This window comes from Pseudomonas nitroreducens (genome assembly GCF_024170165.1).
Lineage (GTDB): Bacteria > Pseudomonadota > Gammaproteobacteria > Pseudomonadales > Pseudomonadaceae > Pseudomonas > Pseudomonas nitroreducens_C.
Window position 1 is genome coordinate 28,905 of sequence record NZ_JALJXP010000018.1, and the last position, 20,246, is coordinate 49,150.

Annotated in this window: 21 protein-coding genes; 13 read left to right on the forward strand and 8 right to left on the reverse strand. The window is 65.1% G+C overall.

From position 1 onward, the window contains the following. Positions 1–18 precede the first annotated feature (18 nt). Entirely contained in the window at positions 19–1,305 is a 1,287-nt protein-coding gene (hemL, locus tag J2T47_RS26990; RefSeq protein WP_253453518.1) for a glutamate-1-semialdehyde 2,1-aminomutase, read from the forward strand. Between the two features lie 239 nt (positions 1,306–1,544). After that, positions 1,545–2,087, forward strand: a complete 543-nt coding sequence (locus tag J2T47_RS26995; RefSeq protein ID WP_017521798.1) for a tetratricopeptide repeat protein — start codon at positions 1,545–1,547, stop codon at positions 2,085–2,087. Positions 2,088–2,203: 116 nt separating this feature from the next. On the opposite strand, the gene J2T47_RS27000 is transcribed toward J2T47_RS26995, so the two are convergent. Next, positions 2,204–2,536 (reverse strand): DUF1820 family protein, encoded by a 333-nt coding sequence (locus J2T47_RS27000; protein WP_138520119.1) that lies wholly within the window; start codon positions 2,534–2,536, stop codon positions 2,204–2,206. 135 nt (positions 2,537–2,671) lie between these two features. Between J2T47_RS27000 and miaB the strand changes: the two genes are divergently transcribed. The 5 genes from miaB (at position 2,672) to lnt (ending at position 8,208) form a co-directional block, all read left to right on the forward strand. Beyond that, positions 2,672–4,009, forward strand: a complete 1,338-nt coding sequence (miaB, locus tag J2T47_RS27005) for a tRNA (N6-isopentenyl adenosine(37)-C2)-methylthiotransferase MiaB (protein ID WP_253453520.1) — start codon at positions 2,672–2,674, stop codon at positions 4,007–4,009. Between the two features lie 125 nt (positions 4,010–4,134). Next, the gene (locus J2T47_RS27010) at positions 4,135–5,136 is read left to right on the forward strand and encodes a PhoH family protein (RefSeq protein ID WP_253453522.1); all 1,002 of its coding nucleotides are present in this window, start codon (positions 4,135–4,137) and stop codon (positions 5,134–5,136) included. Further along, the gene (ybeY, locus tag J2T47_RS27015; RefSeq protein WP_253453524.1) at positions 5,129–5,590 is read left to right on the forward strand and encodes an rRNA maturation RNase YbeY; all 462 of its coding nucleotides are present in this window, start codon (positions 5,129–5,131) and stop codon (positions 5,588–5,590) included. The genes J2T47_RS27010 and ybeY overlap by 8 nt, the downstream gene beginning before the upstream one ends. Positions 5,591–5,611: 21 nt before the next feature. Further along, positions 5,612–6,451, forward strand: coding sequence for an HlyC/CorC family transporter (locus J2T47_RS27020; RefSeq protein ID WP_253453526.1), 840 nt, complete (start codon positions 5,612–5,614; stop codon positions 6,449–6,451). A gap of 224 nt (positions 6,452–6,675) precedes the next feature. Beyond that, complete coding sequence (gene lnt, locus J2T47_RS27025; protein WP_253453528.1) at positions 6,676–8,208, forward strand: apolipoprotein N-acyltransferase; 1,533 nt, start codon at positions 6,676–6,678, stop codon at positions 8,206–8,208. A gap of 154 nt (positions 8,209–8,362) precedes the next feature. Here lnt and J2T47_RS27030 read toward each other — a convergent pair whose 3' ends face one another. Both J2T47_RS27030 and J2T47_RS27035 read right to left on the reverse strand, forming a co-directional pair. Then, on the reverse strand, positions 8,363–9,124 hold the full coding sequence (locus tag J2T47_RS27030) for a YdcF family protein (protein ID WP_253453530.1): 762 nt from the start codon (positions 9,122–9,124) through the stop codon (positions 8,363–8,365). A 46-nt stretch (positions 9,125–9,170) separates the two neighbouring features. Further along, on the reverse strand, positions 9,171–9,602 hold the full coding sequence (locus J2T47_RS27035) for a hypothetical protein (RefSeq protein ID WP_253453532.1): 432 nt from the start codon (positions 9,600–9,602) through the stop codon (positions 9,171–9,173). A 236-nt stretch (positions 9,603–9,838) separates the two neighbouring features. Here J2T47_RS27035 and leuS point away from each other — a divergent pair, with 236 nt between their 5' ends. The 3 genes from leuS to holA all read left to right on the forward strand — a co-directional run bounded on the left by leuS (position 9,839) and on the right by holA (position 14,230). Further along, on the forward strand, positions 9,839–12,460 hold the full coding sequence (gene leuS, locus J2T47_RS27040; RefSeq protein ID WP_253453534.1) for a leucine--tRNA ligase: 2,622 nt from the start codon (positions 9,839–9,841) through the stop codon (positions 12,458–12,460). Between the two features lie 80 nt (positions 12,461–12,540). Continuing rightward, on the forward strand, positions 12,541–13,155 hold the full coding sequence (gene lptE / locus J2T47_RS27045) for an LPS-assembly lipoprotein LptE (protein WP_253453536.1): 615 nt from the start codon (positions 12,541–12,543) through the stop codon (positions 13,153–13,155). 37 nt (positions 13,156–13,192) lie between these two features. Then, positions 13,193–14,230: a DNA polymerase III subunit delta gene (holA, locus tag J2T47_RS27050; RefSeq protein WP_253453538.1), complete on the forward strand. Its 1,038-nt coding sequence runs from the start codon at positions 13,193–13,195 to the stop codon at positions 14,228–14,230. A gap of 133 nt (positions 14,231–14,363) precedes the next feature. On the opposite strand, the gene J2T47_RS27055 is transcribed toward holA, so the two are convergent. Then, complete coding sequence (locus J2T47_RS27055) at positions 14,364–14,714, reverse strand: YciI family protein (RefSeq protein ID WP_253453540.1); 351 nt, start codon at positions 14,712–14,714, stop codon at positions 14,364–14,366. 178 nt (positions 14,715–14,892) lie between these two features. Here J2T47_RS27055 and arfA point away from each other — a divergent pair, with 178 nt between their 5' ends. The 3 genes from arfA (at position 14,893) to J2T47_RS27070 (ending at position 16,895) form a co-directional block, all read left to right on the forward strand. Further along, positions 14,893–15,045 carry an alternative ribosome rescue factor ArfA gene (arfA, locus tag J2T47_RS27060; RefSeq protein ID WP_253453709.1) on the forward strand — a complete coding sequence of 51 codons (153 nt, stop codon included), beginning with the start codon at positions 14,893–14,895 and terminating at the stop codon, positions 15,043–15,045. Positions 15,046–15,115: 70 nt separating this feature from the next. Beyond that, positions 15,116–15,415 carry a hypothetical protein gene (locus J2T47_RS27065; protein WP_253453542.1) on the forward strand — a complete coding sequence of 100 codons (300 nt, stop codon included), beginning with the start codon at positions 15,116–15,118 and terminating at the stop codon, positions 15,413–15,415. Positions 15,416–15,632: 217 nt separating this feature from the next. After that, the gene (locus J2T47_RS27070; protein ID WP_253453544.1) at positions 15,633–16,895 is read left to right on the forward strand and encodes a lytic murein transglycosylase; all 1,263 of its coding nucleotides are present in this window, start codon (positions 15,633–15,635) and stop codon (positions 16,893–16,895) included. Between the two features lie 54 nt (positions 16,896–16,949). On the opposite strand, the gene lipA is transcribed toward J2T47_RS27070, so the two are convergent. The 4 genes from lipA to J2T47_RS27090 all read right to left on the reverse strand — a co-directional run bounded on the left by lipA (position 16,950) and on the right by J2T47_RS27090 (position 20,241). Continuing rightward, a complete protein-coding gene (gene lipA / locus J2T47_RS27075; RefSeq protein ID WP_084358015.1) occupies positions 16,950–17,945 on the reverse strand; it encodes a lipoyl synthase in 996 nt (331 codons plus the stop codon). Further along, entirely contained in the window at positions 17,942–18,595 is a 654-nt protein-coding gene (gene lipB, locus J2T47_RS27080) for a lipoyl(octanoyl) transferase LipB (protein ID WP_045215121.1), read from the reverse strand. The genes lipA and lipB overlap by 4 nt, the downstream gene beginning before the upstream one ends. Further along, positions 18,595–18,894 carry a DUF493 domain-containing protein gene (locus J2T47_RS27085; RefSeq protein WP_045215124.1) on the reverse strand — a complete coding sequence of 100 codons (300 nt, stop codon included), beginning with the start codon at positions 18,892–18,894 and terminating at the stop codon, positions 18,595–18,597. Before J2T47_RS27085 ends, lipB begins: the two co-directional genes overlap by 1 nt. Before the next feature lie 189 nt (positions 18,895–19,083). Then, the gene (locus tag J2T47_RS27090; RefSeq protein WP_253453546.1) at positions 19,084–20,241 is read right to left on the reverse strand and encodes a D-alanyl-D-alanine carboxypeptidase family protein; all 1,158 of its coding nucleotides are present in this window, start codon (positions 20,239–20,241) and stop codon (positions 19,084–19,086) included. Positions 20,242–20,246 lie beyond the last annotated feature (5 nt).

Below are 20,246 nucleotides of genomic sequence, written 5' to 3' on the forward strand. Positions count from 1 at the left end.
AGCTTCGCGAGGTACAGCATGTCCCGTTCCGAAACGCTTTTCGCCAATGCCCAGAAACACATCCCCGGTGGCGTGAACTCGCCGGTGCGCGCGTTCAAGAGCGTCGGCGGCACCCCGCTGTTCTTCAAGCACGCGGAAGGCGCCTACGTGGTGGACGAAGATGACAAGCGCTACGTCGACTACGTCGGCTCCTGGGGCCCGATGATCCTCGGCCACAGCCACCCGGACGTTCTCGATGCCGTGCGCAAGCAGCTCGATCACGGCCTGTCCTACGGCGCACCGACCGCGCTGGAAGTGGAAATGGCCGACCTGGTCTGCTCGCTGGTGCCCTCCATGGACATGGTGCGCATGGTCAGCTCCGGCACCGAAGCCACCATGAGCGCCATCCGCCTGGCCCGCGGCTACACCGGCCGCGACAGCATCATCAAGTTCGAAGGCTGCTACCACGGCCACTCCGACAGCCTGCTGGTGAAAGCCGGCTCCGGCGCCCTGACCTTCGGCGTACCGAACTCCCCGGGCGTGCCGGCGGCCTTCGCCAAGCACACCCTGACCCTGCCCTACAACGACATCGCCGCGGTGGAGAAGACCCTGGCCGAAGTCGGCAAGGACGTGGCCTGCATCATCGTCGAGCCGGTCGCCGGCAACATGAACTGCGTGCCGCCGGCACCGGGCTTCCTCGAAGGCCTGCGCAGCCTGTGCGACAAGCACGGCGTGGTGCTGATCTTCGACGAAGTGATGACCGGCTTCCGCGTGGCCCTGGGCGGCGCCCAGGCGCACTACGGCATCACCCCGGACCTGTCGACCTTCGGCAAGATCATCGGCGGTGGCATGCCGGTGGGCGCCTTCGGCGGCAAGCGCCAGATCATGGAGCAGATTTCCCCGCTCGGCCCGGTCTACCAGGCCGGCACCCTGTCGGGCAACCCGCTGGCCATGGCCGCCGGCCTGACCACCCTGCGCCTGATCAGTCGTCCCGGCTTCCACGACGAGCTGACCACCTACACCACCCGCATGCTGCAGGGCCTGCAGGAGCGCGCCGACGCCGCCGGCATTCCCTTCGTGACCACCCAGGCGGGTGCCGCGATGTTCGGCCTGTACTTCACCGGCGCCGATGCCATCGTCACCTTCGACGACGTGATGACCAGCGACGCGGAACGCTTCAAGCGCTTCTTCCACCTGATGCTGGACGCCGGCATCTACCTGGCCCCGAGTGCCTTCGAGGCCGGCTTCACCTCCATCGCCCACGGCGAAACCGAGCTGAAGCTGACCCTGGACGCCGCCGAGCGCGCCTTCGCCGCCCTCAAGTAAGCTGCTTCAGGCAGTCCCTCGCGAAGGCGCCCAGCCGGGCGCCTTCCGCTCTGCCCCGATGCTTTCAGGGCTTTATCCCCGCGTTACGCCCACCCCGACCAACTTGCCATTTCCAGTAAAAAAACAGAAAAGAAGGTAAAGACTTTGTAAGGAAGCGCCCGCTTATTTCATAATGTGAAGGCTGGCGCATTTCGCTGGCCGGGTTTTACCCGCCCCGATCCTGGAGGCCGTTTCTCCCCATGTACCGTTCCGGTCGCACCCTGCTGGGCTGCCTGTTGCTCGCACTGCCCCTGTTCACTCAGGCGGGCGGCAACTCGCTGCTGATTCCAGCCACCGGACGCTGCACCCTGAACACCGTGCCCGAGCAGCTGCAACAGGCCCTGGCCAGCTGCCAGCAGGCCGCCAACGCCGGCGACGCCCAGGCACAGTTCGAACTGGGGGAATTCTTCTATACCGGCGAACGCGCCCCGCGCGACTTCCAGGCCGCCCTGCACTGGTACGAGAAGGCTTCGCTGCAAGGCCACGCCGACGCACAACTGCGCCTGGGCACCATGTTCTTCCGCGGCGAAGGCGTGAAGGCCAACAACGTGCAGGCCTACATCGTGCTGAAGATGGCCGCGGTGAATGGCGCCGAAGACGCCATGGACAGCGCCGACCTGGTCGCCGAGCAGATGAACAAGGACGAACTGGACATCGCCACCAAGGTGCTTGGGCAGATCTTCCGCAACTACCTGATCGAACTGCAGACCGCCGGCAACTCGCCGTTCTCGCCGCTACCCTGATCTACTCCCCGCGCCCATGTGCTGTAGGAGCGAGCTTGCTCGCGAACAGGGCTAGCCGGCTGACGTCAGTGCTGGGCGGCTCGCGAGCAAGCTCGCTCCTGCAGAAAAGCCGAGCGTCAGTTGTCCTTGCTCGGCATCGGCATGGGGAACGGCATCACGTTACCGCTGGGCTTGGCCTCGCTGATCTTCGCGGTGCCCAGGCGCTCCACTTCGTCGATGCGGATGATCGAATGCAGCGGCACGAAGCTGCGGATGACGCCGTCGAACTGCGCCTTGAGCTTCTCCTCGCTGGGGTCCACCACCACCTGGGTGCGCTCGCCGAAGACGAACTCCTCGATCTCCAGGAAACCCCACAGATCGCTCTGGTAGATCTGCTTGGCATACATCTCGTACACCTGGCCCTGGTTGAGGAAGACCACCTTGTAGATCGGGTTCTCGCGCTTGCTCATGAACGAAGGATGACAGCTTTGCAAAAAGGGCACGCAGCATAGCACAGACAGCCGCCCTCAAGCCCGCCGCTGGTAGATGTCTGCCCCGGGGCTTATAATGCCCGGTCATTTTTTAACCAGAACAAGACAGGTTCCATGGCCAAGAAGCTTTTCATCCAGACCCACGGCTGCCAGATGAACGAGTACGACAGCTCGCGCATGGCCGACCTGCTGGGTGAACACCAGGCCCTGGAAATCACCGAAAAGGCCGAAGACGCCGACGTCATCCTCCTCAATACCTGCTCGATCCGCGAAAAGGCCCAGGAGAAGGTGTTCTCCGAACTGGGCGCCTGGCGCACGCTGAAGCAGCAGAACCCCGACCTGGTGATCGGCGTCGGCGGCTGCGTGGCCAGCCAGGAAGGTGCGGCGATCCGCGAGCGTGCGCCCTACGTCGACGTGGTGTTCGGCCCGCAGACTTTGCACCGCCTGCCGGAAATGATCGACGCCGCCCGCACCACCCGCAAACCGCAGGTGGACGTGTCCTTCCCGGAAATCGAGAAGTTCGACCGCCTGCCCGAGCCCCGCGTCGACGGTCCCACCGCCTTCGTCTCGGTGATGGAAGGCTGCAGCAAGTACTGCACCTTCTGCGTGGTGCCCTACACCCGCGGCGAGGAAGTCAGCCGCCCGTTCGACGACGTGCTCGCCGAGGTGATCCACCTGGCCGAGAACGGCGTGAAGGAAGTCACCCTGCTGGGCCAGAACGTCAACGGCTACCGCGGCCCGACCCATGACGGGCGCATCGCCGACTTCGCCGAGCTGATCCGCGTGGTCGCCGAGGTCGATGGCATCGAGCGCATCCGCTACACCACCTCGCACCCGCTGGAATTCTCCGACTCGCTGATCGCCGCCCACGCCGAAGTGCCGCAGTTGGTGAAGTTCGTCCACCTGCCGGTGCAGGCCGGCTCCGACCGCATCCTCGCGGCCATGAAGCGCAACCATACCGCGCTGGAGTTCAAGTCGCGCATCCGCAAGCTGAAGGCCGCGGTGCCGGACATCTGCATCAGCTCGGATTTCATCATCGGCTTCCCCGGCGAGACCGAGAAGGACTTCGAGCAGACCCTGAAGCTGGTGGAGGACGTCGGCTTCGATTACTCCTTCTCCTTCATCTACAGCTCGCGCCCGGGCACCCCGGCCGCCGACCTGGTCGACGACACCCCGGACGAAGTGAAGAAGCAACGCCTGCTGACGCTTAACAGCCGCCTCAACCACCAGGGTTTCGAGATCAGCCGACGGATGGTCGGCAGCATCCAGCGCATCCTCGTCACCGACTACGCCAAGCGCGACCCCGGCCAGTTGCAGGGGCGCACCGAGAACAACCGCGTGGTCAACTTCCGCTGCGACAATCCGCGCCTGATCGGCCAGTTCGTCGACGTGGAAATCTACGAAGCGCTGCCCAACTCCCTGCGCGCCACCCTGGTGGAAGCCCGCCACTGACAGTGGAAGCAGGACACTGACAAACGACCGTTGAAGACCCCGATGGCGACTGAACTTTCGTCCTCGGTCGCGTGGGGTTATTCTTCGACCATCTCCCTTTGAAGCACGGCGACTTAGACAACACCTTGAACGCCCCCCTGGATATTCATCGTTTCATGCTCGAGCCCTTCGAGGCCCGCAGCTTCGCCAACCTGTGCGGCCAGTTCGACGAACACCTGCACCAGATCGAGAAGCGCCTCGGCATCGAGATCCGCAACCGCGGCAATCAGTTCGAACTGGTCGGCGACCCCGAGCGCACCCAGGCGGCCGAAAACCTCCTGCAACGCCTCTACCGCGAAGTACAGAACGGCACCGAGATGACCCCCGACCTGGTCCACCTGTTCCTGCAGGAGTCCGGCCTGGAAGAACTCTCCGTCGAGCCCGCCGCCCCGCTGGTCACGCTCAAGACCCGCCAGGCGCACATCCGCCCGCGCGGCGCCAACCAGCAGCGCTACGTGAAGGCGATCCTCGACCACGACATCAACTTCGGCATCGGCCCGGCCGGCACCGGCAAGACCTACCTCGCCGTGGCCTGCGCCGTGGACGCCCTGGAGCGCGAGCAGATCCGCCGCATCCTGCTGGTGCGCCCGGCGGTCGAGGCCGGCGAGAAGCTCGGCTTCCTGCCCGGCGACCTGTCGCAGAAGATCGACCCCTACCTGCGCCCGCTGTACGACGCACTGTACGAAATGCTCGGCTTCGAGACCGTGGCCAAGCTGATCGAGCGCCAGGTGATCGAAGTCGCGCCGCTGGCCTACATGCGCGGCCGCACGCTGAGCAACAGCTTCATCATCCTCGACGAAAGCCAGAACACCACGATGGAACAGATGAAGATGTTCCTCACCCGGATCGGCTTCGGCTCCACCGCGGTGATCACCGGCGACGTCACCCAGGTCGACCTGCCCAAGGGCACCCGTTCGGGCCTCAAGCACGTGATGGAAGTGCTGCGCGACGTCCCCGGCATCAGCTTCACCCACTTCAAGTCCAAGGACGTCGTGCGCCACCCGCTGGTGCAGCGCATCGTCGATGCCTACGACGCCTATGAGAACCGCCTCACCGGCGTAGAAGGCCAGGGCAACAAGCATGCTTGAACTGGACCTGCAGGTCGCTTGCGAAGCGGCCGGCCTGCCGAGCGAAGCGCAATTCCGCCACTGGTGCGAACTGGCCCTGCGCCAGCGCCAGAATGATTCGGAACTCACCCTTCGCCTGGTGGACGAAACCGAAGGGCGCGAACTGAACAAGACTTGGCGACACAAGGACTACGCGACCAACGTTCTGTCCTTCCCCGCCGATGTTCCCGATGAGTTGCTGGACATCCCGCTGCTCGGCGACCTGGTGATCTGCGCCCCCGTAGTCACCCGCGAGGCCGCCGAACAGGGCAAGTCCGCCGAGGCCCACTGGGCCCACCTGGTCATCCATGGCTGCCTCCACCTGCTCGGCTACGATCACATCGAAGACGAAGAAGCCGAGGAAATGGAAAGCCTGGAACGCGAATTGCTGGCTGAACTGGGTCACCCGGACCCGTATGCGGCCGACGAAGAATAAAAGCCACCGAGCAAGGAAAAGATGAGCGAAGACCGATCGAGCAATGGGCACAAGTCGTGGTTGGACAAGATCACCCAGGCTTTTGCCCATGAGCCGAGAAACCGCCAGGAGCTGCTTGAGCTGCTGCGCGAAGCCCACGACAACAAGCTGCTGGACAGCGAAGCGTTGTCGATCGTCGAAGGCGCGATCCAGGTGGCGGACCTCCAGGTCCGCGACATCATGATCCCGCGTTCGCAGATGATCTCCATCAAGTCGACGCAGAAGCCTGTCGACTTCCTCCCGGCCATCATCGATGCCGCGCACTCGCGCTACCCGGTGATCGGCGAGAGCCTGGACGACATCATGGGCGTCCTGCTGGCCAAGGACCTGCTGCCGCTGATCCTTCATGACCAGAACCACGCCTTCAACATCAAGGACCTGCTGCGTCCGGCCACCTTCGTGCCCGAGTCCAAGCGCCTGAACGTGCTGCTGCGCGAGTTCCGCGCCAACCGCAACCACATGGCCATCGTCATCGACGAATACGGCGGCGTGGCAGGGCTGGTGACCATCGAGGACGTGCTGGAGCAGATCGTCGGCGACATCGAGGACGAGCACGACGTCGAGGAAGACAGCTACATCAAGCCGCTGCCCAGCGGTGACTTCATCGTCAAGGCGCTGACCCCGGTGGAAGCCTTCAACGACTTCTTCGGCGCGGAATTCTCCGATGAGGAATTCGATACCGTCGGCGGCGTGGTGATGAGCGCCTTCGGCCACCTGCCCAAGCGCAATGAAACCACCGAACTGGGCGGCTTCCGCTTCCGCGTGCTCAACGCGGACAGCCGCCGGCTGCACCTGCTGCGCCTCACCCCGCTGCAGGACTGAGCCACGACGCACCCTGTAGGAGCGGGCCATGCCCGCGATCGCGGACAAAGTCCGCTCCTACAGGTACGCACAAAACACCCCTCGCTGAATTCCTACAGAAAAACCCTCCGCGTCCTGCAACATCCCGCCGCAGTCAGCTCATGGCTTTTGGCTTTCATCCCCATAGCCTACCGTTCGTCTCTCCATTACTCTTGCGCATCGCTTAACCGCAACAAGGATTTCCGATGCGCTGGATCACCCGCCCCGGCCTGCCAGGCCACCTGCTCGCCCTGGCCGCCGGCGCGCTCACCCCGCTGACCCTGGCCCCGTTCGGCTACTGGCCGCTGGCGGTGCTCTCGCTGGCCCTGTTCTACCTCGGCCTGCGCGGCACCACTGCGGGCTCGGCGCTCTGGCGCGGCTGGTGGTACGGCTTCGGCGCCTTCATCGCCGGCACCAGCTGGATCTACTTCAGCATCCACAACTTCGGCGGCGCGTCCGGGCCGCTGGCCGGCTTCCTGGTCGGCGGCTTCAGTGCCGGCGTGGCGTTCTTCTTCGCCCTGCCAGCCTGGGTGTGGGCGAAGTTCTTCCGGCGCAACAATGCGCCGGTCAGCGACGCGCTGGCCTTCGCCGCGCTATGGGTGGTGCTGGAACTGTTCCGCAGCTGGTTCCTCACCGGCTTCCCCTGGCTCTACGCCGGCTACAGCCAGCTGGACGGCCCGCTGGCCGGCCTCGCCCCGCTGGGCGGCGTCTGGCTGGCGTCCTTCGCCATCGCCCTGAGCGGCGCGCTGATCATCAATATCCCGGCCCTGACCCGTCGCCCGGCGCGCCTGGTCACCGGCCTGATCCTGCTGATCGCGCCCTGGGCCGTCGGCCTGGGCTACAAGGGCCACGCCTGGACCACCCCGGCCGGCGCACCGCTGAAGGTCGCCGCGCTGCAGGGCAACATCGCCCAGGAAATGAAGTGGGACCCCAAGGCCATCACCCACCAGCTGGAGCTGTACCGCGACCTGACCGCCGAGCAGAACGACGTCGACCTGATCGTCTGGCCGGAAACCGCCGTGCCGGTGCTCAAGGACCAGGCCACCGGCTACCTGGAGATGATCAACGGCGTCGCCACTGCCAAGAAGGCCGCGCTGATCACCGGGGTACCGGTGCGCGAGAAGAGCACCGAGGGCATTCGCTACTACAACGGCATCACCGTGGTCGGCGACGGCAGCGGCAACTACCTCAAGCAGAAACTGGTGCCCTTCGGTGAATACGTTCCGCTGCAGGACCTGCTGCGCGGCCTGATCACCTTCTTCGACCTGCCCATGTCCGACTTCGCCCGCGGCCCGGCCGACCAGCCGCTGCTCAAGGCCAAGGGTTACTCCGTGGCGCCGTACATCTGCTACGAAGTGGTCTACCCGGAATTCGCCGCCGAACTCGCAGCGCAGAGCCAGCTGCTGCTGACCATCAGCAACGACGCCTGGTTCGGCACCTCCATCGGGCCGCTGCAGCACCTGCAGATGGCGCAGATGCGCGCCCTGGAAGCCGGCCGCTGGATGGTGCGTGGCACCAACAACGGCGTTACCGCGCTGATCGACCCGTTCGGCAAGCTGGCGGTGCAGATTCCCCAGTTCCAGCAAGGCGTGCTGCGCGGCGAAGTGGTGCCGATGCAGGGCCTGACGCCGTACCTGAAGTGGCGCGTCTGGCCGCTGGCGATCCTCAGCGCCGTGCTGCTGGTGTGGGCGCTGGTACGCCGCCGTACGCACCCGGAAGAGCGCCGACTGTTCGGCTGATTCCAACGAAAAGGGCCTCATTGCGAGGCCCTTTTTCATTCTGGGTGCTGGAGTTTCCGTAGGAGCGGACTCTGTCCGCGATAGGTCCGCATCGCGCCGGATGCCATCGCGGACGGAGTTCCCTCCTACAAGAGCCCGCTCCTGCAAAAGCCCGCTAGCGGTAAAACAACCGATACCCCACCAACCCGATCCCCTCGTTGAGCAACTGCCCGCTCTGCCAGATCGCCCGCCCTTCCGGCAGCCAGCCGCCCATGGGCACTACATCGTCCGTACCGATATAGCCCGAGGGGGCCGGCAGCACTTCCAGTCCGACCTTCTCGAAGCTCCAGATCGAGCGCGGCATGTGAATGGCGCTGGTGACCAGCACCACCCGTCTGACACCCGCCTCGCGCAGCATGTCGGCGCTGAACTGCGCATTTTCCCAGGTCGTGCGGCTGCGCCCTTCTTCCCAGCGCGCTGGCACGCCGTAATCGTCCAGCAGGCTCTGCGCCATGATCCGTGCCTCGGAAGGTGGCGTGCCGTAGTGCAGACCTCCGGAGGTCAGCACCGGCAGGCCGCTGGCCCTGGCCAGGCGTGCGGCATAGCGAATACGCTCGCGGGCCATCAGGCCGGGCTGGTCCTCATCCCAGGCGCGATCGCCGCGTACCCGGCCGGCGCCGAGCACCACGATGGCCTCGGCGCGCTGCGCCAGCCCCGCCCACTCCGACTGTTGCAGCGCTTGCTGCGGCTCCAGCTGGCGCGCGCCCCACTCCACCGTCACCGGCAGACTCATCACCAGCAGGCCGAGGAAACCGGAAAAGAAGCAGCACACCGACAAGCGCGGATAACGCCGGCGCAGTACGAAGCCCAGCAGGAGCAACAGCAGCAGCACTCCCGGCGGCATGAAAATCTGTTTGAGGATGAAGCGGACAGGCATTGGCGACTCCTTGTCGAGGCGCCAAGCCTAACGGATCGAAGGGATATCAGCGTGCTTTGGCGTTGCGGAACAACTGCGAACCGCAGGACGTGCAGGGCAACACGCCCTGATTGCGACTCCAGGCCACCGGCGAGCCGCACAAGGCGCATTGCAGCTGCTGCGGGCGCGCCACCAGGCGCGGGCGGCTGGGCGGCGCCGGTTGGCGCACATGCCGCGGCACACGGGCCGGGGCACGCTCCAGCAGCGCAAGCTCCTCCGCTGCGGCATGCCAGCCACGCAGCCAGTTCACATCCTGATCAAGATACGCCCGGATCAACTCCATCTCTGCACTGCTCAGACCGCGCAACTCCAGTTCCACGGGGCATTCATCACGTAGTCGCTCTGCGGTATCAGCCTCATCCAGGGCCAGCGCGAGCCGTTGCAACAACCGTTCATACAGACCGGAACCCGAAGCACTTGCGCGATGCAGCTCAGCCATCAGTCACCTCAAGACAGGCGGAAACCTCCCGCCCTCAGGCAAAGCTTAGCGGCCCACCCCGTGCCACACCGAGCGCGCGACAAACGGCGCGGGCTACCGGCTCGGGTGGGGGTCATGTATGCTACGAGGCTTTCTGTAGCCGCCTGCCCCGTGTCTTCCCAGGGGTCGGTTCAGCGCAAGGGCCACTCGACCTTCCTGGCTGCACAATTCTTTTCCGTACAGGTTCAAATCGCGCCATGCACGAGCAATATCAGCCTCTCGAGATCGAATCCCAGGCCCAGAACTTCTGGAACGAACACAACTCCTTCCGCGTCGACGAAGTCGCCGGCAAGGAGAAGTTCTACTGCCTGTCGATGTTCCCGTATCCGAGCGGCAAGCTACACATGGGGCACGTGCGCAACTACACCATCGGTGACGTGATCAGCCGCTACCACCGCATGCAGGGCAAGAACGTCCTGCAGCCGATGGGCTGGGACGCCTTCGGCATGCCGGCGGAAAACGCCGCGATGAAGAACAACGTCGCACCGGCGGCCTGGACCTACGACAACATCGCCTACATGAAGTCCCAGCTCAACAGCCTGGGCCTGGCGATCGACTGGTCCCGCGAAGTCACCACCTGCAAGCCGGACTACTACCGCTGGGAGCAGTGGCTGTTCACCCGCCTGTTCGAGAAGGGCGTGATCTACCGCAAGAACGGCACCGTGAACTGGGACCCGGCGGACCAGACCGTACTGGCCAACGAGCAGGTCATCGACGGCCGTGGCTGGCGTTCGGGCGCGCTGATCGAGAAGCGCGAAATCCCGATGTACTACTTCAAGATCACCGCCTACGCCGAAGAGCTGCTGTCCAGCCTCGACGACCTGCCGGGCTGGCCGGAACAGGTCAAGACCATGCAGCGCAACTGGATCGGCAAGTCCCGCGGCATGGAGATCGCCTTCCCCTACGACCAGGCTTCCATCGGCGAAGCCGGCCAGCTGAAGGTCTTCACCACCCGTCCTGACACCCTGATGGGCGCCACCTACGTCGCCGTGGCCGCCGAGCACCCGCTGGCCACCCTGGCCGCCGAGCGCGATCCGTCGCTGCAGGCGTTCATCGACGAGTGCAAGCGCGGCGGCGTCGCCGAAGCCGACATCGCCACCCAGGAGAAGAAAGGCGTCGCCACTTCCCTGTTCGTCGAGCACCCGCTGACCGGCGACAAACTGCCGGTATGGATCGCCAACTACGTCCTGATGACCTACGGCGAAGGCGCCGTGATGGCCGTGCCGGGTCACGACGAGCGCGATTTCGAGTTCGCCAACAAATACGCCCTGCCGATCCAGCAAGTGATCGCCCAGGTCGGTGCCGACAACGACTTCGAGCCGACCGTCTGGAAAGAGTGGTACGGCCTGAAGGACGAGAGCGTCATCACCGTTAACTCCGGCAAGTACGACGGCCTCGGCTACCAGGCCGCGTTCGACGCCATCGGCGCCGACCTCGACGCCAAGGGCCTCGGCCAGCAGCGCACCCAGTTCCGCCTGCGCGACTGGGGCATCAGCCGCCAGCGCTACTGGGGCTGCCCGATCCCGATCATCCATTGCGACACCTGCGGCGACGTGCCGGTCCCGGCCGACCAGCTGCCGGTGGTCCTGCCCGAAGACGTGGTGCCGGACGGCGCCGGTTCGCCGCTGGCCAAACTGCCGTCGTTCTACGAGTGCAGCTGCCCGAAATGCGGCCAGCCGGCCAAACGCGAAACCGACACCATGGACACCTTCGTCGAGTCGTCCTGGTACTTCGCCCGCTACGCCTGCCCGCAGTTCGAAGACGGCATGCTGGACAAGAAGGCCGCCAACTACTGGCTGCCGGTCGACCAGTACATCGGCGGCATCGAGCACGCCATCCTCCACCTGCTCTACGCGCGCTTCTTCCACAAGCTGATGCGCGACGAAGGCCTGATCGACTCCGACGAGCCGTTCAAGAACCTGCTGACCCAGGGCATGGTGGTTGCCGAGACCTACTACCGCGTCGCCGCCAACGGTGGCAAGGAATGGTTCAACCCGGCCGACGTGGAAGTCGAGCGTGATGCCAAGGCCAAGGTCATCGGCGCACGCCTGAAGACCGACGGCCTGCCGGTGGAAATCGGCGGCACCGAGAAGATGTCCAAGTCCAAGAACAACGGCGTGGACCCCCAGGCCATGATCGACGCCTACGGCGCCGACACCTGCCGCCTGTTCATGATGTTCGCCTCGCCGCCGGACATGAGCTGCGAATGGTCCGACTCCGGCATCGAGGGCGCCAACCGATTCCTGCGCCGCGTCTGGCGTCTGGCCCAGGCCCACGTCAACGCAGGCCCCGCCGGCGCCGTGGACAAGTCCGCGCTGGACGACGCACAGAAGGCCATTCACCGCGCCATCCACCTGGCCATCCGCCAGGCCAGCCAGGACGTAGGCCAGCACCACAAGTTCAACACCGCCATCGCCGCCGTGATGACCCTGATGAACGTGCTGGAGAAGGCCCCGGCCGAATCCGCCGCTGACCGCGCCCTGCTGCAGGAAGGCCTGGAAACCGTCACCCTGCTGCTCGCCCCGATCACCCCACACATCTGCCACGTGGTCTGGCAGGAGCTGGGCAAGGACGGCGCCGTCATCGACGCCAGCTGGCCGCAGGTCGACGAAGCCGCCCTGGTGCAGGACAGCCTGCAGCTGGTGGTACAGGTCAACGGCAAGCTGCGCGGTCACATCGAAATGCCCGCCAGCGCCAGCCGCGAGGACGTCGAAGCGGCCGCCCGCGCCAACGAAAACGTGCTGCGCTTCACCGACGGCCTGACCATCCGCAAGGTCATCGTGGTGCCTGGCAAGCTGGTCAATATCGTCGCCAACTAAAAGCAACGCTGGAAAAGACCCATTCGCCCGTGGCACCTTCGCCACGGGCATACCGGATCAACAGGAGTGAGGGAAGCTTGATGAAACGTATCCTGACCAGCCTCGCGCTGATCGGCCTGGCCAGCGTGCTGAGCGCCTGCGGTTTCCAACTGCGTGGCCTGGGCGATACGAACTTTGCGCTCAAGGAAATCGACGTGAGTGCGCGCAACGCCTATGGGGAAACCGTTACCCAGCTCAAGCAGCTGCTTGAAGGCAGTGGCGTGAAAGTCATCTCGCGTGCGCCGTACCACCTGATTCTCGCCCGCGAAGATGTGACCCAGCGTAGCGTCAGCTACACCAGCTCGGCGCGCAGTGCGGAAAACGAACTGACCAACACCCTGGACTACGAGATCCGTGGTACCGACAACCTGCTGCTGCTCGCCAGCCAGGTTCAGGTGCGCAAGGTTTATGTGCAGGACGAGAACAACCTGATCGGCTCCGATCAGGAAGCCGCGCAGATTCGTGAAGAGATGCGTCGTGATCTGGTCCGGCAGATGGCCATGCGCCTGCAAATGATCACCCCGGCCCAGCTCAACGACCTGCAGGCCAAGGCCGAAGCCAAGGCCAAGGCCGAAGCCGACGCGATGAAGGCCGCGGACGAGGCTGCGAAGTCTCAGCCGCAGCAATCCCCGATCGAATTCCCGAAAGCGCAGTAAGCGACAAGGGGCCGGCCAAACCGGCCCCTTTCTCATCATGAAGCTCAATCCCGGACAACTCGCCAAGCAGCTGCAAGGCAACCTCGCGCCCGTCTACGTGGTCAGCGGCGACGAACCGTTGCTCTGCCAGGAAGCCTGCGACGCCATCCGTGCCGCCTGCCGCCAGCGCGATTTCGGCGAACGCCAGGTGTTCAACGCCGAAGCCAACTTCGACTGGGGTCAGCTGCTCGAAGCCGGCGCCAGCCTCTCGCTGTTCGCCGAAAAGCGCCTGATCGAGCTGCGCCTGCCTTCCGGCAAACCCGGAGACAAGGGCGCGGCGATCCTCCAGGAATACCTGCAGCGCCCGCCGGAAGACACTGTCCTGCTGGTCAGCCTGCCCAAGCTCGACGGCAGCACGCAGAAGACCAAATGGGCCAAGGCCCTGATCGACGGCGATGCTGCCCAGTTCATCCAGATCTGGCCGATCGACGTGCACCAGCTACCGCAGTGGATTCGCCAGCGCCTGTCCCAGGCCGGCCTCGCTGCCAGCCAGGAAGCCGTTGACCTGATCGCTGCGCGCGTCGAAGGCAACCTGCTGGCCGCCGCCCAGGAAATCGAAAAGCTCAAGTTGCTCGCCGACGGCCAGCAGATCGACGCCGACACCGTACAGGCCGCCGTGGCGGACAGCGCGCGCTTCGACGTCTTCGGCCTGATCGACGCCGCCCTCAACGGCGAAGCCGCCCACTGCCTGCGCATGCTCGAAGGCCTGCGCGGCGAAGGCGTGGAGCCACCGGTGATCCTCTGGGCCCTGGCCCGGGAAGTCCGCGTGCTCGCCAGCCTCGCCCAGCAATTCAATCAGGGCGTCCCGCTGGACAAGGCCTTCAGCCAGGCCCGCCCGCCCATCTGGGACAAGCGCCGCCCATTGATGAGCAAGGCCCTGCAGCGACACACCGCGCAGCGCTGGAACCAGATGCTGCAGGATGCCCAACTGATCGACGCACAGATCAAGGGCCAGGCCCCCGGCAACGTCTGGAACAGCCTCGCCCGCCTCGCCCTGCTGGTCGCCGGGCAGCGCATCAGCCTGCCTTCGGCCTGACAGCCATTCCCCTGTAGGAGCGGGCCATGCCCGCGATCGTGCGCATCGCGCGCTCCTGCAGGTCAGCTCGCCATTCCTCTTACGCGTAGGAAGCAAGCCTGCTCACGAACCGCGCCACCCCCTGAGCGCCAGCTCACTCCCACTTGCGCACCTGGCGCACCTCCACGCAGCCCAGCCGCCCCGGCGGAATCTTCGCGGCGATGCGCTCAGCCTCCTCCAGGCTCTGCGCCTCGATCAGGTAGAAGCCGCCCAGTTGCTCGCGCGTCTCGGCAAAGGGCCCGTCGGTCACCGCCAGCTTGTCGCCCTGCCCGCGCAGCGTACGCCCGGTAGGCGTCGGCAGCAGAGCATTGGCGGCAATGTAGTTGCCGCTGCGACGCAGTTGTTCGCTGTAGGTCATGCACTCGTCGACGATGCCGCGCAGCTCGGCCTCCGGCAGCTCGGCTGCCTTGCGCTCGTCGAAGTAGATCATGCAGAGAAATTTCATCGCCCTTGTCCTCGTTCTTGTCCGTATTGTCAGAAAGGTCCGTCGCCCAGATTAGCCCCGAAAGGCCACCCCACGCCTTGGCCCGCTCGCCGACTGACCAAAGGCATTGGACACTCGCGCCAGATGGGCGGAAGATGCGCGCGCCGGCAACGGCGCCGGTCTCAACGAGGAAAGACAGATGGCGAAGAAAACCAAACGGCCGAACAAGGCCAAGTCCCTGGTCGCACAACCGCTGTTCCGCAGCCGCCAGGAACAGCCGCTCAAAGGCAAAGGCAGCTACCGCCGCGAAGCCTCCCGAAATTGGGAGGCTTCTTCGCTTCTGGCGGCCTGAAATCCGCAGAAAACCTGAACCACCCCCGCCTTTCGCTTTCAACCGGACAGCCAAGCCCTGGAGGTCCACCATGAAAGCGTCCCTGCTAGTCGCCATCCTCGCCCTCCCTTTCAGCCTGTCCGCCCACGCGTTCTGCTCCGACCAGGAAGCCGAAGCCAAGGGCAAGCAAGTCGCCGCCAAGGTCACCGAAGTCACCCGCAGCGATCCCCAGCGTGCGCAGAAGCTCAACGAAAAGCTCGCCGAGATGAAGAAGTCCCGCTCCAGCGAACAGCGCCCGGACGACTGCGCCGCCTATGACGATATGCTCAAGGAACTGAACCAGAGCGCGCCGAAGGTCGATCAGGAAACGGGCAACAAGCCCAGGCAGTAGCTGCTGCTCCCTGCAGGAGCAGGCCGCTGTTCAGAAGCGCATGAGGCGCGCCTGCACAGGACAGCATGCCGCACCACCCGACGGCTGCCCTGCTGTCCGGGGAATTTTCGCGTACTCGCGTCATCGAATCTGCACACCCGCCGCTTCTGTCCAACGCAGACGCGTCACAGTGACCATGTTAAGGTGGCCCCTCTGCTGCCAGTTCCCGAGGAGAGCAATGCGCAAGCCTGTTTCACCTGTTGTCGGCCAACGCTGCCTGCTCGTCGCCGCCCTGTCCCTGGCCAGCTTCGGCCTGCTGACCTCCTGCACCGAGCCGCCGCCCAAGGGCGCCGCCGTTGAACATGCACAACCCACGCAGAGCTTCGCCCAGTGGCGCGACGGCTTCCGCGCGCAGGCGCTGGCCGCCGGCATCAACGCGCAGACCTTCGACACTGCCTTCGAAGGTATCGAACCAGACGACTCGGTCGTCACCGCCGACCGCAGCCAGCCTGAGTTCAGCCGCCCAGTCTGGCAGTACCTGGAAAGCGCTGTGTCCCCCGCACGGGTACGCAATGGCCAGGACCGACTGCTACAGAATGTCGAGGTGCTGCAACGCATCGACAGCGCTTACGGCGTGGACCGCGAAGCCGTCGTGGCGATCTGGGGCATGGAGAGTAATTTCGGCCAGCAGATGGGCAGCAAGAACGTCATTCGCTCCCTCGCCACCCTGGCTTATGAAGGCCGCCGCCCGGACTTTGGCCGAGACCAGCTGATCGCCGCACTGCAGATCCTCCAGCACGGCGACGTGCCGGCCAGCAACATGATTGGCTCCTGGGCAGGCGCCATGGGCCAGACCCAGTTCATCCCGACCACCTACAACCAATATGCCGTGGACTTCGACGGTGACGGCCGGCGCGACATCTGGGGCTCATCTCCCGACGCCCTGGCCTCCACCGCCAACTACCTGAAGACGTCCGGCTGGCAACGCGGGCAGACCTGGGGCTTCGAGGTACGCCTGCCGCAGGGCTTCGACTACGCCCTGGCGGAAATGAGCATCCGCAAACCCATGGCCGAATGGCTGCGCCTGGGCGTGCGACCCGCCAGCGGCACCCTGCCCTCGGACCCGCAGGCCAGTGTCTCGCTGGTGCTTCCAGCAGGCTATCGAGGCCCTGCATTCCTGGTAACGGACAACTTCCGCGCCATCCTCAAGTACAACAATTCCACCTCCTACGCCCTGGCCGTGGGCCTGCTGGCCGACAGCTTCAAGGGTGGCGGCCAACTGGCCGGGCGATGGCCGGTGGAAGACGCCCCGCTGAGCCGCAGCGAGCGCATTGAGCTCCAGCAGCTACTGACTGACCGGGGGCTGGCCCCCGGCACCGTAGACGGCATCATTGGCGCCAACACACGCAAGGCCATCCGAGCCTTCCAACAGTCCACCGGCCAGCCAGCCGATGGCTACCCCACCGCACCTCTGCTGCTGCAGTTGCGCAACTCGCACTGACCCATCGAAACGAAAAAAGGCGCCCTAGGGCGCCTTTTCTCAGAGAGCGTCTGCTCAGCCGATCTTGGTACCGTGCGCCTGCTGGTCGGCGTGGTACGAGGAGCGTACCAGCGGGCCGGAAGCGACGTTCTTGAAGCCCATCTTCTCGCCTTCCTCGGCGAACCAGGCGAAGGTGTCCGGGTGGACGAAGCGCTGCACCGGCAGGTGGTTGCGCGAGGGCTGCAGGTACTGGCCGAGGGTCAGCATGTCGATGTCGTGCTCGCGCATGCGCTGCATGACTTCGATGACTTCCTCGTCGGTCTCGCCCAGGCCGAGCATCAGGCCGGACTTGGTCGGTACGTGGGGGACCATCTGCTTGAACTTCTGCAGCAGGTCGAGCGACCACTCGAAGTCGGAGCCCGGACGGGACGACTTGTACAGGCGCGGCACGGTTTCCAGGTTGTGGTTGAACACATCCGGCGGCTCGTTGGCGGTGATCTCCAGAGCGATGTCCATCCGCCCGCGGTAGTCCGGGACCAGGGTTTCCAGCTGCACGCCGGGGGACAGCTTGCGGATTTCGCGCAGGCAGTCGGCGAAGTGCTGGGCACCGCCGTCGCGCAGGTCGTCGCGGTCCACCGAGGTGATCACCACGTACTTCAGACGCAGGTCAGCGATGGCGATGGCGAGGTTGGTCGGCTCATCGACATCCAGCGGCTTCGGACGGCCGTGGCCGACGTCGCAGAACGGGCAACGACGGGTGCAGATGTCGCCCATGATCATGAAGGTCGCGGTGCCGCCGGAGAAGCACTCGCCCAGGTTCGGGCAGGAGGCCTCTTCGCAGACGCTGTGCAGCTTGTGCTTGCGCAGCAGTTGCTTGATGCGGTCGACCTCGGGGGAAACGGGGATGCGCACGCGAATCCAGTCGGGCTTCTTCGGCAGTTCGTCGGTGGGAATGATCTTCACCGGAATGCGCGCGACCTTCTCGGCGCCGCGCAGCTTGACGCCGACTTCCACCTTGCCCGGCTTGGCGGCCGGAGCAGCCTGGCCGGAATTCTCCACAACAGTGCTCATCTAGGTTGGATCCCGCCCGTTAGGGTCTTCTGTGCCGCGTAGCCAAGGCGTTCGACGAGTTCGCCACGCAGGCGCTCGCGCACATCGGCCAATGCGATGGGGCCGGCCAGCTGACTCAGCTGGGTCATGGCCATGCCTGCGTAACCGCAGGGATTGATGCGTCGAAAGGGTTCCAGGTCCATGTCCACGTTGAGGGCCAGGCCATGGAAGGAACGGCCGTTGCGGATACGCAGGCCGAGGGATGCGATCTTCGCGCCGTCCACATAGACGCCCGGAGCGTCGGGTTTGGACACAGCGGTGACGCCGTAACTGTCCAGCAGGCCGATGAGGCTCTGCTCGATGCGCGAAACCAGGTCGCGCACGCCAATGCCGGAGCGGCGCACGTCGAGCATCAGGTAAGCGACCAGCTGGCCGGGGCCGTGGTAGGTCACCTGGCCGCCGCGGTCGACCTGGACGACCGGGATGTCGCCGGGGAACAGCACGTGCTCGGCCTTGCCGGCCTGGCCCTGGGTGAACACCCGCTCGTGTTCGAGCAGCCAGACTTCATCGGGCGTGACGGGCTCGCGCTCGGCGGTGAAGCGCTGCATGGCGTGCCAGGTCGGCTCGTAAGGAAGGATTCCCAGCTCACGAAAGCCCAGCGTTTCGCCCATCAGAGCACCATGTGGACGCGGCCGGTGGCGCGCAGGTCTTTATGGATGTTCTGCAATTGGTCGACGCCGGTGGCGGTGATCAGCACCTGTACGGAGAGGAAGCGGCCGTTGCGGCTGTCACGGGTGACCAGGGTAGTGATGTCGAGGTCCGGAGCATGACGCTGGATGACTTCGACGACCAGGTCGGGGAAGCCTTCGCCGGCGTCGCCGATGACCTTGATCGGGTAGCGTTCGCAGGGGAACTCGATCTTCGGTGCGGGCTGTTCGCTGGTGTCGACGGAATCAGGGGTATCAGTCATGGCTCTCGCGGGCGTGTGGCCCGCCTCCGCATGAGCGTCCGGGATGGGGGCGCTCCGGGTGGATCGGACGACGGCCGCCGGGCCACAGGGGACCAGGCAGTCGCAGGCGGGCATTTTACCCGAGTTTGCGACTGCGCGGGCGGGTCAATCCCGGTCTTGTATACAAAAGTACAAGACCGGGACGGGCGGTCAGTTGAACAGGCCGTAGAAGAACAGGCGGATGCTGTCCCAGATACGGCGGAAGAAGCCGCCTTCTTCCACGGCATTCAGCGCGACCAGGTCGGAGGTACGGACGACCTTGTCACCCAGCTTGACCTCGACCTTGCCGATCACCTGGCCCTGCTGGATCGGTGCCATCAGGTTCGGCTCGACCACCATGTTGGCCTGCAGCTGCTTGAGCTGGCCGCGCGGCACGGTCATGGTCAGGTCTTCGGACAGGCCGGCTTTGACTTCGTGCTCGGAGCCTTTCCAGACCATGGCCTTGGTCAGCTCGGCGCCCTTCTTGTAGAAGGTCTGCGATTCGAAGAAACGGAAGCCGTAGGTCAGCAGCTTCTGGGTCTCGGCGGCGCGGGCCTGTTCGCTGTTGGTGCCGAACACCACGGCGATCATGCGCTGGCCGTCGCGCACCGCGGAAGCCACCAGGCAGTAGCCGGCTTCGTCGGTGTGGCCGGTCTTCAGGCCATCGACGGTCTTGTCGCGCCACAACAGCAGGTTGCGGTTGGGCTGCTTGATGTTGTTCCAGAAGAACTCTTTCTGCGCGTAGATGGCGTAGTGGGTCGGCTCGCCGTAGATGATGGCGCGGGCCAGGGTGGCCATGTCCTTGGCGGACGAGTAGTGGTCCGGGTTGGGCAGGCCGGTGGCGTCCATGAAGTGGGAGTTGGTCATGCCCAGCTTCTGCGCGGTGGTGTTCATCATGTCGGCGAAGGCGTCTTCGCTGCCGGCGATGTGCTCGGCCAGGGCGACGGAGGCGTCGTTGCCCGACTGGATGATGATGCCGTGCAGCAGGTCGCTCACCGAAACCTGGGAGCCGACCTTGATGAACATGCGCGAGCCGCCGGTGCGCCAGGCGTGTTCGCTGACGGTGACCAGGTCGGACTCGGCGATGCGGCCGCCTTCGATTTCCTTGGTGGCGATGTAGGCGGTCATCAGCTTGGTCAGGCTGGCGGGCGGCAGGCGCTCGTCACCGGCGTTCTCGACCAGGATGTTGCCGCTGGCGCCGTCCATCAGCACCCAGGCCTTGGCGGCGAGCTGCGGGGCGGCGGGAACGACTTCCGCTGCCCAGCTGGCCACGGGGGCGCTGAACAACACGAGCAAGGACAGGCGTTTGGCGAAGTTGAAGATGTTCATCCGTC